Consider the following 18,491-nt stretch of genomic DNA (forward strand, 5'->3'; position numbering starts at 1 on the left):
TTTCGTGCAGGATTTCAGCAAAGCCCCCTTCTATTGAGCAGTATTGCTGCAATTTTTGCAGGATTTCTTCAAAAGTGTTACAACAGAAAAAAATCACAATTTCCTATACAATGACAAAGACGCTGCGGGAGCCCCGAGCGTCTTTGTCCTTTTTTATAGAAGAAGGGTAATTTCCTAGTTCTTGCCGCCGTACCCCTTATATGTCCCGTATACAGCATTGGCATATTGATCCGCCAGAATTGGGCGGCCGTAGGAATCGGTGGCGCCTGGATACCAGTTGTCGCCCCCGTTGTAGTGTAAGAGTCCGTTGTAGATGTTGCCGAATCTTGCGATCTTCTCATCAAGAATCAGTCCGCCTAAGGCTACCTGATCCTGTTCGCTGCTGTGATTATACGTGCGGCCGAATTTGGCGCTGAATTGGGAGGCATACGCGGCACGTGTATTCGGTTCAACCTGCATCAATCCGTCACCGGCGGATGGACTGCCCGGCAGACCTGCCCCGAAGCTGCTCTCCTTCTTGATCACCGCGCTCAGTAGTAGTGCGAAATCCCCGCCTTTTCCGAATTTATTGTCCACATTCATGGCATACGTCCAGATCTGGCTGGGCACCTCGGAGGGGCGGGTGACGCCGGTTGCGGGCGGTGAACCGGTGTAGATTTTGACCGAAGACATCTTATCATTCACACTATCGCCGACCCAGGAGGAGCTTGATGTATAGGTCCACTTCGTGCCGCCAAAATTATCGTCCGCATACACCTCCACCGTCCAGCCGCTGGGCACCTTGAGCGAGGACATCCAGTCATTCGGAATGCCCGCATTGTTCAGCTGGGACAGCACATAATTGCCTGTTCCCAGGGTGACGGCCTTGCCGCCATAGTCCCTGTCTGCATAGAAAATGGCTCCGTTCGTAGCTGGTGGCGTTGTGGGCGTGGGCGTTGGTGTGGTGGTGCTGCCGCTTTTCCATAGTGCAGGAACATTCGGCGGCTCCCAGCCGGTCAGGGACGTATGCGCCTGAAGACAGGTATATGTACCTCCGCCATAAGTTACGGTGTCATTCACCGCATAGGCCGTGTTCGGCGACCACGCTCCTCTCGCGGCTGCATTTGCATTCGGTAAGGCGGTGAAGAACACGGACAACAGCATTACCATCACGGCCATTAGGGATACAGCTCTGACTGACACTTTCTTATACAATAGCCAAGCCTCCTTAGATCGTTTCCCATAGAATAACCCCACAAAGTGCTATGGCTTCGATACTTACTCAGTTACTTTACGGGGCCACTATCAGGGTACTATATTTTATTACCGATTTTCTAATTCATTCCAGCATTTTTGTATTTTTCGAATCAACCGTAGTAGCTTACAATTTTCGACATATCCGCTTCCATGCTTGGCATTCTACACAGCAATTTAGCCTGTTCATGAAAGAGAAGAGAACTTTACATCGTGCAATTTCACACAATTTTCGGCAATGATGCTATCATTAAGGCAATGAGCTTAAGAATGACGAATCTTGTAGATTGGGGTCGGCTTCATCATGAGGGGTATACTAAGGTCCGGTTCTCGTAAAATCTGGTTACATATCGCTGTAGTTGTGGTTATCGGGCTGATCGCAAGCTATGCTCTCTTGTCTACAACGCCGGATGCTCCCAAGCCTCGAAGCAAGGAAGGCCTTCTGAATCTAACGCATACCTCTATCCGTATGAATCCGCTGAAGTTACAGGGAGAATGGGCCTTCTATTGGCACGAGCTGCTCTCACCCGGGGATATACGAAGCCGGATGGCAGGCGGGGAATCAGACCGGGACCGGTATATCAACCTCCCCAGCTCCTGGCTGGGCTACCCGCTGGACGGTCAAGCGCTGAAGAGCGAAGGCTATGCCACCTTCCGGCTGGTGATCCAGCTTAGCGAGCAGGATCGTAAGGAGCGGCTGGCTCTGCGGCTGCCTACTATTTTTAATGCGTATAAATTGTGGGTGAATGGAGAGCTGCTAGCTGAAGTCGGTGTGGTGGATCAGGACAAAGAGGGCATGACGCCGCGTCTGGCGACGAAGCTGGTGTTCTTCCAGCCTGAAGGCGACACGGTGGAGCTGGTGATGCAGGTCGCGAACTTCCATCATAAGCGGGGCGGCATCACTAAGAATATTGAGCTGGGCGGCAGTAATGTGTTAACGGTCCGGACTCATCTGAGGATTGCTGCGGATATGTTCATCACGGCCAGCCTGCTGGTGATCGGCGTGTATCATCTGCTGCTGTTCATGCTGCGGCGTAAAGACCGGGCACCGCTATACTTCGGTCTGTTCACTGTGATGTTCTCTATCCGCTCCCTGCTGAACGGTGAGCTTATGTTAACCCAGTGGCTGCCTCATTTTCCGTGGGAATTGCAGTTCAAGCTCGAGTATCTGATCCTATGCCTTGGCGGGTGGATGATCACGATGTATTTTGAATGCATTTTCCCGGATTACGTGTCGCGTTGGTTCCGCTATGGCAGCCGGATCGTCACCGGCGCACTCTGTCTGGTTGTTGTGGTGACCCCTGCCCTCGTCTATTCCCGGATGCTGCTGCTGATCGGTGTGGTCGTGGTGCTCCATATGGTGTATCTGATGGTGGGGCTGGCTCATGCGGCCTTACGGCGGATGGAGGGAGCGCTGAGCTTCCTGCTGGTGTCGGTGGTGGCTCTGGCTACGGTGACCAACGATTTCCTGTATTACAACGAATGGTCGCCCATTGAGAACAGCTCGCCATTCGGACTGCTTATCTTCACGGTCGCCCAGATGCTGCTGCTCTCCTCCAGATTCACAAGGGCAGCAACGAATGAAGAACGGATTGCCCGGGAGCTGCAGGAAGCCAATCTCAAGCTCACCGGGATGAATGCCAATCTGGAGCAGCTCGTGCTGGAGCGCACCCATGCCTTATCCGCAGCCCACGAGGATCTCCGCCTGTCGTATGAGCGGTTACTGCACTCCGAGGAAGGCCGGAAGAAGCTGCTGGCCTACATTACGCATGATCTGCGCATGCCGCTGGCCAGTATGCTGGGTTATGTCGAGGCAGTGATGGATAGGGTGAAGCCGGAGCGCAATGAACAGTATCTGCAGTATATCCGCGATAACACGATAAGGATCAACCGGATGATCGGGGAGCTGAGCTTCTTGTCCCATCTGGAGACAGGGCAGGTGGAATACCGGATGGAGCCTGTTCAGGTGACTCAGTTCCTGCGCGGCTTCTATGAACAATATGAGCTGGTGGTGCGGGATGCGGGGCTGGATTTCGATCTGGACATCGGGGATACAGCAGCTTCAAGCGCTAACCTGCCCGTTGCCCGGATCGATACACAACGATTAGAGCAGGCGCTGTTCAATCTGGTGTCGAATGCGATGAAGTTCACTCCTGCCGGCGGGTTGGTGCGTCTTGCCTTAGCTGTGGATGAGATGAACGATAAGCGTTGTGCGGTCATCAGCGTGCAGGACTCCGGCATGGGTATTCCTCCAGAGCAGCTGGAGCAGATTTTCGACCGCAATTACCGGGTGGACCGGCCGGGGCTGGACATGGGCGTAGATGGCAGCGGGCTGGGGCTGGCGATTTGCAGGGAAATTGTACAAGCGCATGGCGGGAGTGTGAGGGCGGAGAGTGACGGGAAGACCGGGTCGATTTTCCAGGTCATATTGCCATTGATTCAGGAAGCAGGAGAGTGACAATAGAATGGACATATACCGAATTATGATCGTCGACGACGATCCCCATATCTGTGAGATTGTTCAGCTATACTGCCAGCGGGAAGGCTTCGAGTCCTCATCTTGCCACAGCGGAGCCGATGCTATGATGCTGCTTGCGTCATTTAACCCGGACCTGATTGTGCTGGATGTGCTGCTGGCGAATGAGAACGGCATTGACTGGTGCAAGAACGCACGCAATTACACGAATGCCCCGATTGTGTTCCTAAGCAGTCAAGAGGAGGATGAGGTGAAGATCAGCGCCTTATCCTATGGCGGCGACGATTATGTGACCAAGCCGTTCAGTCCCGGCGTCCTCATGGCCAAGATCAAGGCCCACCTTCGCAGAGTGTCCACGGGCAGAAGGGAACAGCTGCTGGAGCTGCCGGGACTAACGCTGGATTTCTATGCACAGTCTGTCCATATGGGCAGCAGAACGATTTTTCTGTCCAAAAAAGAATTCAGCCTGCTCTCCTACATGGCACAGAACGTGAATCAAGTGGTCACGGTCGATACGCTGTTTCACCTCATCTGGGGGATGAAGAGTCTGGAGGATACGCGGACGGTCGCTGTCCACATCAGTAATCTGCGCAAAAAAATCGAGGACGATCCCGTTCATCCCGAGCGGATCATTACCGTCCGGGGGGCCGGCTATATGCTGGTTGCGGGCAAGCGCTGAGCATGGCAAATAGCTCCAACGGCAGCGGAGCCAGTGGAGCTTTTACAGCTGATTCTTGTATGTGTAACAGTCATAATGCCCCGCGACGCAGATCATAGAAATACTCCACCGCCGGATGCTTCCGCTGCATCTTCCCGGCCATCCCCTCGATCCGCTTCCGCCCGACTCTCCGGTCCATTAGAGCCAGAATATTCAGTACCATATCACTGCTCTCCAGGCTCTCCTCAATAGGCGTAACCAGGAACTTATTCGCCGCCACAATGAAATTCGATTTCGTCAGGCCAGCCTGGGCCAACATTAATGCCTTGGCGTGTTCGGTGGTTAAGCGGCTTCGGGCCATGACGATCAGGCGATCCTCGGGGATCGGCCCCTTGGCCGTTTGTCTGACCGCTTCAATATCTTCATTGGTGACGGGTATATGCAGCTCCGGGTCATTCTTGACCTCCAGCTCGGACGAATACCAGCGGATGGGGCTGGACTTGTCGGTCATGCTGAGAATGTTCTTCTTGTCCACCGTAATATAACAGGTGCCTGATTTATCCGGCGAATAGCGGTAAGCGGGCGCCCGGTACTCTACCCGTCCCTCTAAGGATGGGCTGAGGAAGCCCTCCAGTTGTTGCTTGAGTTTGCTCCAGGACATGTCTTCACCTCCATGAAAATGGGAAAAGGCCTGCCGGCCTCTTCCCCAATATTTTAATAATCCGCAAACGGCGCTTCGGGTAATCCGAGTTCTATGCGCAGAAGATTCAACGCTGAGGATTCCGGGTTTCTCCGGTATTGTTGATATTCTCTCGCCCGAATAAGAGTTTCGGCGCTTTCTCCGGGGTCCTGCGCTTGTTCCTCACGAATCCATTCCATTAGCATAGGCAGCTTGCTCTGAGGCTTAGTCTCCTGAGCAGCTTCGTGATCCGGATACCGGCTGCGTGACTTCTCATTGATCCGTTGGCACAATTCGAGCAGTTCGGGGTAGTGGCTGGTCAAGATGTCCGCAGGTGAGCTCTCCTGCCCGGAAGCCGCAGCTTGTTCCTCCTGCAACGCCCCAACTCGTGCTATGATCTCCCGCGCTATATCAGGGTGTCCCCACATCGTCACTCCATGTATACACCAATCCTCCACGAACGGCTCAAGCATAGCGATTGCTACTGTCCAGGGTGGCATCTTTATCATCGTTTCATTATAAGGCATCTTGAATCTTTCCTTGGTCCAAATATCTTCAATAACCGTGCCCTGCTCATAATGGTCCACCATCTGATAGCAGGAAGGTCTCATTGCTGTCCAGTTGTCCAGCATCCTCCGTTCTTCCCCGGAATACCGCCGGCCCTTCTCCTCCAGGAACCACTCAATACCGCGTAACCCATTCTCATAGACTTGGAAGAAGTACGCCCACATGTTACCGGCGCCATTCCTTAACGATCCTAACACAGGATCGAAGCGTTGACACTTCTGATGCTCGAAATTCCATTCTCCGCCCTGCTTCTGAGCGACAAAGTCATACAGATCGGTAGTCAACTTATATTTCCGGTCAAAAAAACGGCGCCCCTTCGCCTGCAACGATAATTCTTCCGCCTGCTTAAGCATACAGCACCGCTTGTACTTTTTGCCGCTGCCGCAAGGACAAGGGTCATTTCTTTCTATCATGTTCATACACCTCTGAGATTAGAATTGGCCTCTATCTAGTCTCCCATAATCCGGCACATATCTCCATGTTACCATACTTCCCGTCCTTGTTGCCCTCCTGTGGAGAACTCGTGATGGATGAGTCCCCCCTCAATCCTTATACGGATCGAACTCATCCGCCCCCGCCATACATACGCCCACCGGCTTCAGCACGTGCATAACCTCAATGGTCCCGGCATGCGCATCCAGTACCTCTTGCAGCTTCCGGTAGACAAAAGGACTCTCGTCCGTGCCCGCGCCGCGCAGCACTACGCCGAACTGCCGGACCGCCTCCAGCATTTGCGCTGTCGTAATTTGACCGCCGCTGCGGGTACGGGTTTTATAGTTCATCCGGCCCGCAGCCTGGGTCCGGCTCATGATTCGGCCTGCTCCATGAACGGTGCTGTAATAAGCCTCCCGGTTCTCCCCGCTGTCCTTACCCCGGACGATTACGGAGATGTCTCCCATGCTGCCGCCGATAAAACCAGTCTGGCCGGGTGCGGATGGAGTAGCCCCTTTGCGGACAACGATGACTTCCTTGCTGTCATGCGTCTCTTTCCAAGCATAGTTATGATGATTGTGCACCTCCAGGTCCGCTTCCGTTCCCAGAATAGCCAGCACTTGCTGGATAACGTAGTCTCTTCCTGCATAAGCATAGCGACCGGCCAGCTTCATGGCTCTGTAATACATATCGCCCAGCTCACTGTTCAGGTCAAGCAGGACGGGCGGCTGATCCATCTTTTCTCCGGGGGCATTCGCCAGGAAGTCTCTGCCTGCTGCCAGGTTAAGGAATCCGCTCGCTGTCTTATGCCCGAACCCTCTGCTGCCGAAATGATTGGCAATCCACACCCGGCCGGTTGCGTCTTCTTCTAATATGTCTACGAAGTGGTTGCCGCTGCCGACCGTACCCAGCTGATTCTGCGCCAGGTCCTTGAGCTTATCATGTACTCCGCTGCCCACCGCCTTGAATACCGCCCAATCCGTGTCATCGAACAGCTCATGTTCCACCCGCTCGTTATTAACCCGGCCTATGCCGAAGGAGATTCTGCGGGCAATCTCGTCCATGATTTCTGAGAGCCGTGGCCGCAGCTCCTCTATCTTCAAGCCGGTCCGTACCGCCTTATTCCCGCAGCCAATATCGTAACCCACACCGGACGGGGAGATTTGCCCATCGTACACGACTACGCCGCCGATCGGCTGGCTGTAGCCTTTATGATGATCCGCCATGAGCAGGGTCTGCACCACATTCCCGGTTTCCGCACACATACGGGCCTGCACCAGCGCGCCATCGTCCGGCTTCCCCCACACCCGCACGCCGTCTATATTCTGATAAGCCATTATCGTTCAACCTCCTATAATCGGGATCACCGCGATGGTACTGCAGCGTCCTCCATGCCCACTTAAGCTTCTGTGTCTATATTCGCTTATCGGGGGACCAAAGTACATGGCGGAAGTATTACGAACTGGGGATATCTAACAATGTAGCATACGTTAATAGACCGCCCCGTAAAGGAAACGGCCTATTTACTATCACATAAGAGTACATTCTTTCGGTACGATTAAACGGAGTTTATTTAGTATCTATTATTGCAATTTTCTTTACATTATCCCAGCTTATACTGGCTCCAACAGCTTGGCTAATAAATCGTAGATTCACATAAACTGTTCCTTCAGGCGTATTAAATGGCGTTTGAGTTAAAGTGAATTCTTTTCCATTGACATTGGCCTTAAGACTATCCACTGTCATTTTAATCGTTATCCCTGTGGTTTGGGCCGTAACATTTCCAGTTTTGGAATCCCACTTAACATTCATATTTAAGGCTTCAAATATTTTACGAAACGGTACCATCGTGTTTCCATTTATGATGATGGGCTTAGCATCGAAGCCAAGTGGCTTCCCGTCTAAAATAACAGAGCCATACGTGGTTGGTGTCGCTGCACTCACACTGGAGACTGAAATACAGCCTACTGAGACCATGATGAAGACGAGAAGCGGTATTATAAATTTTAATTTCATAAGACCCTCCTCCAAATTAAGAATTCATCCCTACGCATTCGAATCCAGCATCGCCGGAATATTAATCTCCTTCACACAGGAAGCCTTGGACAGGTTCATGACGCATTGTACCAGGGATACGATATCCTGAAGCGGGATCTGCGCGCCGTTATAGGCGGACAAGACAGGCTCGACTCCGGCCTCCAGCGGAATCTGGGTAGCGATCTCCCCGGGATTGATGATAGTCACACCGATCCCATAAGGCTTCACATGCTCCCTCAACGCATTGGCGATTCCGCGCAGGCCGAACTTGGAAGCGGTGAACGAGACCTGAGTGTAGTCATTATGATCCAGGCCTGCCGTGGAACCGATGAAGATAATGTTGGCATGCGCAGACTGCTTCAGATTCGGCAAAAGCTTCTGGATGCACGTAATCGCCGCAGTCACATTAATGTTAATGATACTGGCAATCTCAGCCGGGTCATCCTGTTCAAAATCATAGTCAGCGCTGAAGCCCTTGCTCTCCCATACGCCAACATTATAGATGAATACGTCCAGGGTAACGCCGTTCAATGATTCTGCAATTCGCCCCGCAGCATCCGGCTTCGCCAAGTCAGCCTCAATCCAGATCCGCTGCACCCCATCCTCCAGCTTCATGCTGTCCGGATATGTTCTGGAGACCACCCAGACCTGATCGCCCGGCACCGGCAACGCCTTGACGAAGGCTTCTCCCAAGCCTTTACTCGCGCCAAAAATAATGAAACGTCTCATATTATCCTCCTTATTCGTTAAGCTCCTCCGCACCGTTCTGCTCTTTGCTTGCGAATTCATCCAGCAGCGCACGCACCTCACGGGTAGACTTGGTGTTCATCAGATTATTTCTGAGTTCACTGGCGCCGCGGAAGCCGCGGACGTAGATTTTGAAGAAGCGCTGCAACGGGCTGAACGAACGTGGTGCCTGTCCTGAGTATTGATCATAGAGATCCAGATGCAGCCGCAGCAGATCCAAGAGCTCCTGGCTGCTATGCTCCCTCGGCTCCTGCTCGAACGCGAACGGATTCTGAAAAATCCCGCGCCCGATCATAATCCCGTCCACCCCATACTCTGCGGCCAGCTTAAGGCCAGTCTCCCGGTCTGCAATGTCCCCGTTAATCGTCAGCAGGGTGTCCGGCGCGATCTCATTGCGCAGCTTCTTGATCTCCGGGATCAGCTCCCAGTGAGCCGGGACCTTGCTCATCTCCTCCCGCGTACGCAGATGGATGGACAGATTCACAATGTCCTGCTGCAAAATATGAGTCAACCAGCCCCGCCACTCGTCCACATGAGTAAATCCGAGCCGGGTCTTGATGCTAACGGGCAGTCCTCCGGCCTTCGCCGCCTGGATGATCTCCGCTGCGAGTCCGGGACGACAGATCAGGCCGCTGCCCTTCCCGTTCTCCGCGACATTCGCAACAGGACAACCCATATTAATGTCGATGCCACGGAAGCCTTCCTCGGCCATACCGATGCTCATCTTGCGGAAGTATTCCGGTTTATCTCCCCAGATATGGGCCACCATCGGTTGTTCATCCTCTGTGAACGTCAGACGCCCGCGCACAGCATGGTGCCCCTCCGGGTGGCAATAGCTCTCAGAATTCGCAAACTCCGTAAAAAACACATCCGGCCGGCCCGCCGCACTCACCACATGACGAAACACCACATCCGTCACATCCTCCATCGGGGCCAGTATAAAGAAAGGGCGTGGTAATTCACGCCAGAAATTATTTATCATATGAAGTACCTCTCTATGTGCGCCAGGATAATCCCTTATCCAGCCATAATAAAGCTAAATTATATCATAACTCCGGGGGATTGGTAGCTGCCGAGCCCAGGAGCTTCCCCCCTCTACAGCCAATAAGCCCCAGAGAATTCTCTGGGGCCGTTGGTGTCTTCATCGCTATTGAATCCTGCCTAACCATACCTGTGCGGCTTGGGCCCCCGGCTGTCCGGGCAGACAATAGGGCTCCGGTTCAGCGGCAGGCTCCCAGATGAAGTCCTCTAGACCGGGCACTGTTCCGTATAGATCCCAGGGGAACACCTGGCTCTCGCCTCCTGCCTCGAAGGTATTATCGTAGAAATGCAGCCCCTCCCGGAAGGCGACCACAAGCTGCGACTGGATGAAGTTCGGATGATAGAACCAGATTCTCAAATAGTAGGGTTCATTGAACCCGGCCATCTGCCGGGACCAGGCATGGTACACCTCAATCATCGCCTCCAGCAGCAGGCGGGAATACCACACCGGCGGATTGCGCCTGTTCAACCTGTAGAAGGGGTCGATCCACAGCTTCACATAATCCCGCCGGGTAGCTTGCAGCTCCTCCAGGTCGAGATGCATGCACCCTTTTTTCCACTGGTCAATCTGCTTCACTCTGCGCTTCCAGCCGCGTATCTTCTTCTTGTTCGAGAATACACCTGCCATAATCTCTTCTGCCCTCCTCTAGCCTCTGGGTTTCAACTGCTTAATCACAGACATCATCAGAATAATCATCCCCGTGCCGAAGCCTGACATCGATAAGGGAGCCAGGACGAACCGCATGACCTCCCCCTGCACCCAGAAGCTTGCCAGCATGACCACCATACAGATCACGGTGAAAATCCCAACCGTCAGCGTCCCGATGAAATCCGTCAGGCTATGATTGTCCTCACGCGCAAGGGTGATCCGGTTCTCCTTCAGCAGCGGCAGCTCCAGTAGTTTCGGGATATAATCCTCCAGCCGCCCCTTCACCTTGCTTAGCTGATCCTTCACGATCTGCCCTTGATCCATCTGCTCTGCGAAGGACTGGCTCGCTGCGGATAAGGAATACGACTCATCCACAGAGGACAAGGTCCCGTCCAGGGTAATAATCGCCCGGAAGGCCCCGGCCACCGTCGGCTTCAAGGATATCCCCAGCTCGGTAATCATCGACATGAGCCGTCTCATCATGACACTGGTAGGATCAGGCGAGAACGAGGCTTCGGACAAAAGTCTGCTGAGGCGCCGCTCAATCATCCGCACATCCAGCAGCTCTCCTTCTTCACAGACCCCGGCCAGGCCCTGGGTCATCTGCTTCGTATCCTTCCGGCTGTAGCCCATCAGGAAGTTCAACATCCCAGCCCGCTCCTCCTCCGTCAGGTAGCCCACGGAACCGAAGTCAATCAGCGCGACCTTCCCGTCCCGGGTCAGCATCAGATTGCCGGGATGCGGATCGGCGTGGAAGATGCCGATCATCAGAATCTGCTGCAGGAACGCATGCATGATCATTTCGGACACATCGCTGGTCACCTTTTGTGTGAACCGCTGCCCTTCAATATATTCCATAGTCAGAATCTGCTTGGTTGAATACTCGGTGTAGATCTTCGGCACTTGGATCGGAATATCGTGTTCCTGGAACGCTTGGCGCAGCAGGTTGGTATTCAGTGCTTCAATGTCGAAGTCCGTCTCTTCGATCAGATTCGTTTTGAAGCCTTCGGCGAGCTGAATTAAGCCAAGTTTCCGGATTTTGGAGGAGCGTTCGGATAGCCGGGTCACGAATTGAATTAACAGATCCAGGTCCACGCCCATCTTCTGCTTCACATCCGGCCGCAGGATTTTGACGACGACCTTCTCTCCCGTGGACTTCAGCCGTGCCAGATGCACCTGACCGATCGAAGCGGCTGCAATAGGCTCCATCCCGAAGTCTTCATACGTCTCCTCCAGATCGCCGATCCGGCTGTCAATGATCTCCTTCAGCTCCTTCTGGCTGAGCGGCTTAACCTGGTCATGCAGGCTGGAGAACGCTTCGATGTATTGCGCTGGCAGCAGATCCTTCTTGGTCGATAAGACTTGCCCGAACTTCACGAAGACCCCGCCCATGTTATCCAGAATGGCAGCAATCACCTGCGGCAGCTTCGCGTGATCCTGCTGGAGCAGATGGTTCAGCCCTTTGCGTGAAGCGATCCAGAGCAGACGGATCATACGCCTGAAGCCGCGCATCTTACCCATCACATACCCGAGCGGGTTCCCGGACTGCAGCAGCTTGAAATTGAACACGCTAAGCAGCATGTAGGTATAGCAGGAGATAAATAGAATCAGCACCGGGTAATAGATGAACATCACCCTGACCATCTCTGCTTCGGAGGGAACCACGGGCTGCTTGAAGTAGGTTGAGGTTATGATCAGGGTTACAATGGACGTACTGAACAAGATAGCCACCATCAACTGAAACTGTTCATGCTTGAAGGTCCTGATGCTGCTTATGATGAAATAGAGAATGAACGCCACGACAATAATGCTGCTCATGTAGAATTGCTCCAGCACTTGCACCAGCATACTGACCGCCACCGCGCTGATCAGCGGCATCACGAGCTTATGCTTCGCATTGAATATATAGGCAAGCGCTGTGAACACACAGAAACATACAAGCATTACTATGAAAAAGAACATCCTCCAGCCCCCTGTATCCGCTTCATTATTCCCAATATAGCACACGGGGCTGAAGATGCGGAATGCTCCCGGTATTATTGACAACTGGAGAGCTTCAATGGTAAGCTTCGGCTATAAAATTTGAGGAGGATGGCAGTCGATGATTCCACGTATATGGTAAGCACGCCCAACAAAAGCTGATTTCTCACCAAGTGTGGGCTTTTTTGAGCTGCTGCTATTTACGATAAGGACATCGATTGCGATCCGCTACGGCTTATTTCACTATGCCCGGTTTCGCACTGTCCCGTCATGTAATTGTTGCAGACCCAAGTCCACTTACGGATTTGGGTCTGTCTTTATTAGGGAGGCTGGAAACTTATGAATTCACAATGGAAAAAGACGTTCGCCTTCATCTTCAGCGGGCAAATCTTCTCAATACTAACTTCTGCGATGGTTCAATTCTCCATCATCTGGCATCTGACCGCGACGACGGGGTCGGCCGCCGTGCTAATGCTTGCCGGTCTGGCCGGGTTCCTGCCGCAAGCGCTCTTAGGTCCGTTCATTGGTGTCTGGCTGGACCGGTGGAACCGTAAGCTCACCATGATCATCTCGGACAGCGCCATTGCACTAACCAGTCTGATTCTGGGTGCTTATTATCTATGGGGCGAGCCCAGCTTATGGATTGTGTACGCCATCCTGCTCATTCGTTCGGCAGCCTCGTCCTTCCATGCGCCTTCGTTCCAGGCTGCGATTCCTCTGATTGCGCCGGAAGATCAGCTTACCCGGGTGGCAGGCTGGAACCAGCTCATCTTCTCTGCTTCCAGCGTCCTTGGACCTGCGCTTGGAATAGCGGTATACTCGGCTACTTCACTAGGAACAGTGTTACTTTTAGATGTGGCAGGTGCCTTAATCGCTAACCTTATGCTTCTGTTCGTTCATATTCATCAGCCGAAGCCGGAGATCGTAGAGACACCCTCGTTCCGTAAGGAGTTTATGCTCGGCTGGCGGGCCTTCCTGTCGCACAAGCCCATTGTCACGGTAACGGTGGCCATGGCGGTCTTCAGCGTGGTATTCATGCCGCTGGCGATGCTGTTCCCCTTGATGACGCTGTCCCATTTCGGACGCGGCGGTTACAGCGCCAGCCTGATTGAGGCCGTATTCGGGATCGGGATGATCCTTGGCGGTGCGCTGCTGTCGGTGCTTGCTTCCAGATGGAAGGACACCACCTACATGAGTCTGAGTCTGGTTGTGATCGGGCTCACCTGTGTCCTGAGCGGGGTAGTCGGGCGCGAGGCGTTCCTTGCTTTTACCATCCTATCCTTCCTGATGGGCGCAGCAGCGCCCTTGTTCAACGGCCCGTATATGGCGATGATCCAGAAGTCTTATGAGCCTGAGCTGTTAGGGCGCGTGCTCTCCTTCGTGACAAGTATCGGACTCTTGTCTTCTCCGGTCGGGCTTGCACTGGCGGGTCCAGTGGCCGACCGGTTCGGCGTTCCGTTCTGGTTCTTCTGGTCGGGGATCGTTGTGGTCCTGATTGGATTATTCGTATTTGTCAGATTCGCGGGGAAAGGTACAGACGAGTAACCTGCTAGTAAGTACATGAAGCTAAATAGACCGTACTCCCGTAAGTGGGAAGGCGGTCTTTTTAGGGGTTGTGCCTGCCAGATGGAAGAATCTATAATATACGCATCTGGGAATATTTATTTTTACTTAATGGAAGGAGCTTACGATATGGCTGATCCAACAAGCAGCAAGCATGTGTATATTGTTCATGGTTACGGGGCCACCCCGGCGAATCATTGGTTTGGCTGGTTACAGGAGCAGCTCGCGGCAGGCGGGATCACGGCGGATATTCTGGAAATGCCGGCACCCTTATCGCCTAAGCTGCAGGAATGGCTGGAGCATCTGTCCAGTAAGGCCAAGGTGCTGAAACGGGACACCTATTTCGTTGCTCACAGCTTGGGCTGCGTCTCGCTTCTCAAATATCTTCTTAAGGCGAAGCTGCAGGAACCACTCGGCGGGCTGGTTCTGGTATCCGGCTTCACGTAGCCGCTGCCCGGCCTGCCAATGCTTGATGAGTTCACGCAGGATCAGACCGACTACAGCGAGGCCGCAGCACTGGCCCCCAAACGTGCAGTGATTGCCTCCAGGGATGATGCCATTGTTCCAGTCGCGCTTAGCAAGGAATTGGCACAAGTCATTCATGCCGATTTCTACGAGGTGGAGCACGGCGGACACTTTCTGGATAGTGACGGCTTTACTACTTTACCTATTGCCTATGATGTTCTGCGCGATATGATCGGGCATGAGACAAAATAATCTGCCCATCTCTCGCCCAGATCCTATCCTCATACACGCTTCAATCGTCTAGCTCTGAGCCATAATCCGAATCCGATGAACAGAACCGTCGTCAGCACGCCGGTGGTCGGGCTGAACCACAGCTCGCCTACCGGCGTGAATGTAATGATCCCGGCAACCGATACCAGCAAGGTAGGCACCCCATCCTCCACAGCGTGCATGAGTACACACGGCCACACCGATTGCGTAAGACGATAGAGCTCAACGTACATGATGGACCAGGCAACCATAAGCACACAGCCGATGAGGACATAGCCCCACCTCGTGGTTGTCCCGAAATAAGTATCCGGCAGAAAAACCAGATAATAAGCCGTATGCCACAGCGCCCAGACCAGACCGGACACGAGATAGATTATCCAGTCATTCAGCTTCAGCTCAATCAGCTTCGGAGTCAGATAGCCGCGCCAAGCGAATTCCTCGAAGATGTTCTTAATGAAGCTGCCGGCGAGCGATACCCCAACGAGGGATAGAATCGTATGTAGTTCGGCCTCTGAAGCGCTGGCGCTATTGAACAGCAGAGCAAGCCCCACCACAATAAACATAATTAACGGATAGACTGCAATGGCTGCAACGTACCACTTCTTATTTTCTCTCAAATTGAACCTTACGCCCATATCCTTCCAATCGCGGTTCACCAGCCGTAGTACTAGCATGGCGATCACCGGCAAAATCAGCCATAAGCCCATTCCCGGTGAATTCCCTTCCGGCTGATCCGGCAGCTTCGTATCCACCCATACCCCAATCCAGCCGCACGCCAGCACAATAACGATGAACAATAGAAGACTAAGCCTTGTTCTGCCTGCTGTCATATGATCATCCCCTCCGGGTTCAGGATTGCTCCGTTCTGCGCTTCGCCGTGCTGATGACATCCTCTGCCGCGCTGTTCAATAGCTGAATCATCTGCTCCTCCGTATAATGGTCCGGCAGCAATTCGTTCGCAACCATTACACTCATCCCGACCTGGAACATCTTCATCTTGAGCAAAATCATCCCCAGTTCATCATCGGTTAATCCATTCAGATCCGGGTCCGTTCGCATCATCTGAATGAATCCCTGCGTCTCTGCCTCATTGTACTTCGCCTGACCGTTCTTCTTCATCACCAGATCCCGGAACAGCACCGGATACTCTCTGGCAAAACGGATGCTGGCCGCCCCGATATCATGGAACGGATGCCCGGAGTTCTGCTCCAGCAGAATCTGTCTGCTTACCGTAAGCGTTCTCTGGTATACCTCCTCCACCAGCTCGCCAGCCTCTTTGAAATTGACATAGATGGGGGCGATAGAGCCTCCCAGCTTCTCGGCCACCTTACGGATGGTCACGGCATCCACTCCTTCGGTCCTCGCAATCTCGAACGCCGCATCGATGATTTGTTCTTTGCTGAACTTTTTTTTGGGTGCCACGGGCTTCCTCCTGAAATAGAGCATTAAATACATAACTAATGATATATATCATATGATATATATAAACCGTCCCAGGTGTCAACCTAATCTTAACGGCTTGATTCTCCTTTTTGACAACTGTTGTGTTCTGAGCATTTGTTCATATAGAATCAAGTTATGAGCTTCACTCCAGAGAATAATGGAACAAATCAGCGAAACTCACGTAAATTCCGATAAGTTAATTCAAGTGATACCGGCGCAATTTCATCATCACATCATGAAGGAGGCGGCAGCCCGTGGCATTTATCCCGTTGAACTGTCCCAATTGCAGCGGAAGAATTGAATACAAGGAAGGCACCATCCTCAAGTGCCCTTATTGCCAGACTGAGCTTCTGCTCAAGCAAAATAATGTCTACTATGTGGATCAGACCATTAACCATTATCACGGGACACCCCCTCCCAAGGCAGCGCCGAAGCCGCCCGTCTCCGTCTCCTTTCCCGTCAGGCTGGTGCTAATTATGTTGCTGGTGCTGGGAGGGGCCATCGGTACTTATATTTATTACGGCCTCAGTTCCCCGCAGCAGGCAACCAAGGCTAATCTGTCTGTACGGACGATGCCCGAAAGCGAGGTCCTGCTCTCCTTCCTGCGGGAGATCCTGGGTAAAGGAAATGCCTTGCCGACAGAGGAGGAGATCGCCCGTCTGCGCTATTTAACCGTGGAGCGTTCGGAGAATGACCAGTGGAAATTCACTTACAGTCTCACCGATCCCTTCAGCAATGAGCGGGCCGAGAAGATCACTTATATTACCCAGGACAAGCGGCTGAATGACCAGCGAATTGATCAGCGGGACTTCGAAGCCTTTAAGGGACTGACGGCACTGGACCTGAATGGAACCTACGAAATTGACCAGACGGAGCAAACCAGTCTTGCCCATATGCCCGGATTAAAAAGCTATGGCGGCGCCTTCAACGAATCCTTCAGCAGATTCTCCGGTTATTTCGGCGACAAGTCCAAAATTACGGAGCTGGTTACTCAACTGCGCAGTAATCAGGAAGTGGCCCTGCTGCTGGAATTTCCCAATCTAAGCTCACTATCCATTACCTATGTGGATGAGTCTATAACGGATTTGCATCTGCTCAATAAGCTTCCGCTGAAGTCCCTGTCCCTTACCTTCGTCAATGACCTGGGGTGGTTATCGTCTATGACCGGGCTGTCCTCTCTGGCGATTCATTATAGTGAGGCGACAGACTTGCAGCCGCTGTATGCCTTAACCCAGCTTCAGGAGCTTAAGCTTTCATATTTAACCAATGTAAAATCCATCGACTTCTTGCAGAACATGCCTGCTCTGCAAACGCTGGATATCGAGAATCTGAATTTCACCAGCCTGAAGCCTCTGGCCGGTAAGGCCTCCATTACCACCCTGCGCCTGGCTTCCTTAAGCAAGCTCGGCTCAGTAGCGGCCGTGAACTACCTGTCTTCTCTGCGGGAAATCACATTGTCCGGTTACTACGAGAAGCCAGAGGCACTGGCCTTACCGGGCGTCAAGCGGGCGGAGATCCCAACATCCTTCCTCTCCGGGCTGAAGGCCCCTGCGGTAACGGACCTGACACTCCGGGGCGGAAGCGGGGAGCTTAATATGGCTGAGCTGAAGAAATTCCCGGAGCTTGCGCAGCTGTCCCTCTGGGGGAGCGACGACATCATCCAGCTTCGTGCGCTGGACAGCTTGCCCCGTCTGAAGACACTAAGTATCTACGATTCGTCGCTCTATTCAGAGAGCGATGCCTTATTCCGTCTGAAGCAGGTGAACACGCTGGTGTGCTCGGAATGCCGCCTGAATTTCAAGCAGGCAGCAGCAACGAATAGTGCGCTTGAGCATCTGACCTTGGACCAGCCAGACTTCTCCATGAACAACAACTCCGTTAATGAGGTTGACCAGGTGATGCCTTACTTCGCGGGCCTGACTGCTCTGCGTTCCTTCACCCTGCAGGACAACAACCTGGCTTCTCTTACGTTCATGAGCAAGTGGCAGGCCATCGAGGCGCTTCATCTGGAGAACAATGCGATTTCCGATATAGAAACCTTGAGCAAGCTGCCTAATCTGCAAAAGATATTTTTGACCGGCAATTCTGTGCTGAACAAATCCGTGCTTGGTGCGGGCGTGCAGGTGTATTAATTTCCCTGCATGACACGAGAATGACGCTGTGGGAAGCAAATGCCCGAGCGTCTTCTTGCGTTCTTTTGCCAGATACATTACAATACGTTTAAACGATTAAGCATTAGAACGGAGAGAGA

Annotated in this window: 15 protein-coding genes and 1 pseudogene; 5 read left to right on the forward strand and 11 right to left on the reverse strand. The window is 52.9% G+C overall.

What is annotated here, in order from left to right; all coding sequences use genetic code 11:
• Window positions 1-174: 174 nt before the first annotated feature.
• Window positions 175-1,194: a carbohydrate-binding protein gene (locus tag MKY96_RS25175; protein ID WP_340944253.1), complete on the reverse strand. Its 1,020-nt coding sequence runs from the start codon at window positions 1,192-1,194 to the stop codon at window positions 175-177.
• Window positions 1,195-1,537: 343 nt separating this feature from the next.
• On the opposite strand from MKY96_RS25175, the gene MKY96_RS25180 reads away from it, so the two are divergent.
• The gene (locus MKY96_RS25180; RefSeq protein WP_340944256.1) at window positions 1,538-3,691 is read left to right on the forward strand and encodes a sensor histidine kinase; all 2,154 of its coding nucleotides are present in this window, start codon (window positions 1,538-1,540) and stop codon (window positions 3,689-3,691) included.
• Between the two features lie 7 nt (window positions 3,692-3,698).
• Window positions 3,699-4,388 (forward strand): response regulator transcription factor, encoded by a 690-nt coding sequence (locus MKY96_RS25185; RefSeq protein WP_340944257.1) that lies wholly within the window; start codon window positions 3,699-3,701, stop codon window positions 4,386-4,388.
• 70 nt (window positions 4,389-4,458) lie between these two features.
• On the opposite strand, the gene MKY96_RS25190 is transcribed toward MKY96_RS25185, so the two are convergent.
• The 8 genes from MKY96_RS25190 to MKY96_RS25225 all read right to left on the reverse strand — a co-directional run bounded on the left by MKY96_RS25190 (window position 4,459) and on the right by MKY96_RS25225 (window position 12,481).
• The gene (locus tag MKY96_RS25190; RefSeq protein ID WP_340944259.1) at window positions 4,459-5,028 is read right to left on the reverse strand and encodes an SF0329 family protein; all 570 of its coding nucleotides are present in this window, start codon (window positions 5,026-5,028) and stop codon (window positions 4,459-4,461) included.
• A 53-nt stretch (window positions 5,029-5,081) separates the two neighbouring features.
• Window positions 5,082-6,026 carry an SEC-C domain-containing protein gene (locus tag MKY96_RS25195; protein WP_340944262.1) on the reverse strand — a complete coding sequence of 315 codons (945 nt, stop codon included), beginning with the start codon at window positions 6,024-6,026 and terminating at the stop codon, window positions 5,082-5,084.
• 129 nt (window positions 6,027-6,155) lie between these two features.
• Entirely contained in the window at window positions 6,156-7,382 is a 1,227-nt protein-coding gene (locus tag MKY96_RS25200; protein WP_340944264.1) for an RtcB family protein, read from the reverse strand.
• 232 nt (window positions 7,383-7,614) lie between these two features.
• Entirely contained in the window at window positions 7,615-8,061 is a 447-nt protein-coding gene (locus MKY96_RS25205) for a copper amine oxidase N-terminal domain-containing protein (protein ID WP_340944266.1), read from the reverse strand.
• 30 nt (window positions 8,062-8,091) lie between these two features.
• Complete coding sequence (locus MKY96_RS25210; protein ID WP_340944269.1) at window positions 8,092-8,811, reverse strand: SDR family NAD(P)-dependent oxidoreductase; 720 nt, start codon at window positions 8,809-8,811, stop codon at window positions 8,092-8,094.
• 10 nt (window positions 8,812-8,821) lie between these two features.
• Entirely contained in the window at window positions 8,822-9,811 is a 990-nt protein-coding gene (locus MKY96_RS25215) for a tRNA dihydrouridine synthase (protein ID WP_340944270.1), read from the reverse strand.
• 165 nt (window positions 9,812-9,976) lie between these two features.
• On the reverse strand, window positions 9,977-10,498 hold the full coding sequence (locus tag MKY96_RS25220; protein ID WP_340944272.1) for a hypothetical protein: 522 nt from the start codon (window positions 10,496-10,498) through the stop codon (window positions 9,977-9,979).
• A gap of 18 nt (window positions 10,499-10,516) precedes the next feature.
• Window positions 10,517-12,481 carry an ABC1 kinase family protein gene (locus MKY96_RS25225; RefSeq protein ID WP_340944273.1) on the reverse strand — a complete coding sequence of 655 codons (1,965 nt, stop codon included), beginning with the start codon at window positions 12,479-12,481 and terminating at the stop codon, window positions 10,517-10,519.
• Window positions 12,482-12,838: 357 nt separating this feature from the next.
• Here MKY96_RS25225 and MKY96_RS25230 point away from each other — a divergent pair, with 357 nt between their 5' ends.
• Together MKY96_RS25230 and MKY96_RS25235 are read left to right on the forward strand one after the other, a co-directional pair.
• Entirely contained in the window at window positions 12,839-14,044 is a 1,206-nt protein-coding gene (locus tag MKY96_RS25230) for an MFS transporter (RefSeq protein WP_340944276.1), read from the forward strand.
• 147 nt (window positions 14,045-14,191) lie between these two features.
• Window positions 14,192-14,779, forward strand: a pseudogene (locus MKY96_RS25235) (RBBP9/YdeN family alpha/beta hydrolase).
• A 29-nt stretch (window positions 14,780-14,808) separates the two neighbouring features.
• On the opposite strand, the gene MKY96_RS25240 reads toward MKY96_RS25235, so the two are convergent.
• On the reverse strand, window positions 14,809-15,627 hold the full coding sequence (locus MKY96_RS25240) for a CPBP family intramembrane glutamic endopeptidase (protein WP_340944278.1): 819 nt from the start codon (window positions 15,625-15,627) through the stop codon (window positions 14,809-14,811).
• A gap of 19 nt (window positions 15,628-15,646) precedes the next feature.
• Window positions 15,647-16,219 carry a TetR/AcrR family transcriptional regulator gene (locus MKY96_RS25245; protein ID WP_340944282.1) on the reverse strand — a complete coding sequence of 191 codons (573 nt, stop codon included), beginning with the start codon at window positions 16,217-16,219 and terminating at the stop codon, window positions 15,647-15,649.
• 275 nt (window positions 16,220-16,494) lie between these two features.
• Between MKY96_RS25245 and MKY96_RS25250 the strand changes: the two genes are divergently transcribed.
• Window positions 16,495-18,372 (forward strand): leucine-rich repeat domain-containing protein, encoded by a 1,878-nt coding sequence (locus tag MKY96_RS25250; protein WP_340944287.1) that lies wholly within the window; start codon window positions 16,495-16,497, stop codon window positions 18,370-18,372.
• Window positions 18,373-18,491: the final 119 nt, after the last annotated feature.

The organism is Paenibacillus sp. FSL R7-0302 (genome assembly GCF_038006885.1).
In the GTDB taxonomy this organism is placed as follows: domain Bacteria; phylum Bacillota; class Bacilli; order Paenibacillales; family Paenibacillaceae; genus Paenibacillus_AQ.

What these genes read in the sequence shown, in the direction of transcription:
- MKY96_RS25210 (WP_340944269.1), bottom strand. Translation starts at nt 8,811, where the DNA reads ATGAGACGTTTCATTATTTTTGGCGCGAGTAAAGGCTTGGGAGAAGCC.
- MKY96_RS25200 (WP_340944264.1), bottom strand. Translation starts at nt 7,382, where the DNA reads ATGGCTTATCAGAATATAGACGGCGTGCGGGTGTGGGGGAAGCCGGAC.
- MKY96_RS25190 (WP_340944259.1), bottom strand. Translation starts at nt 5,028, where the DNA reads ATGTCCTGGAGCAAACTCAAGCAACAACTGGAGGGCTTCCTCAGCCCA.
- MKY96_RS25220 (WP_340944272.1), bottom strand. Translation starts at nt 10,498, where the DNA reads ATGGCAGGTGTATTCTCGAACAAGAAGAAGATACGCGGCTGGAAGCGC.
- MKY96_RS25215 (WP_340944270.1), bottom strand. Translation starts at nt 9,811, where the DNA reads ATGATAAATAATTTCTGGCGTGAATTACCACGCCCTTTCTTTATACTG.
- MKY96_RS25180 (WP_340944256.1), top strand. Translation starts at nt 1,538, where the DNA reads ATGAGGGGTATACTAAGGTCCGGTTCTCGTAAAATCTGGTTACATATC.
- MKY96_RS25185 (WP_340944257.1), top strand. Translation starts at nt 3,699, where the DNA reads ATGGACATATACCGAATTATGATCGTCGACGACGATCCCCATATCTGT.
- MKY96_RS25195 (WP_340944262.1), bottom strand. Translation starts at nt 6,026, where the DNA reads ATGATAGAAAGAAATGACCCTTGTCCTTGCGGCAGCGGCAAAAAGTAC.
- MKY96_RS25230 (WP_340944276.1), top strand. Translation starts at nt 12,839, where the DNA reads ATGAATTCACAATGGAAAAAGACGTTCGCCTTCATCTTCAGCGGGCAA.
- MKY96_RS25240 (WP_340944278.1), bottom strand. Translation starts at nt 15,627, where the DNA reads ATGACAGCAGGCAGAACAAGGCTTAGTCTTCTATTGTTCATCGTTATT.
- MKY96_RS25205 (WP_340944266.1), bottom strand. Translation starts at nt 8,061, where the DNA reads ATGAAATTAAAATTTATAATACCGCTTCTCGTCTTCATCATGGTCTCA.
- MKY96_RS25225 (WP_340944273.1), bottom strand. Translation starts at nt 12,481, where the DNA reads ATGTTCTTTTTCATAGTAATGCTTGTATGTTTCTGTGTGTTCACAGCG.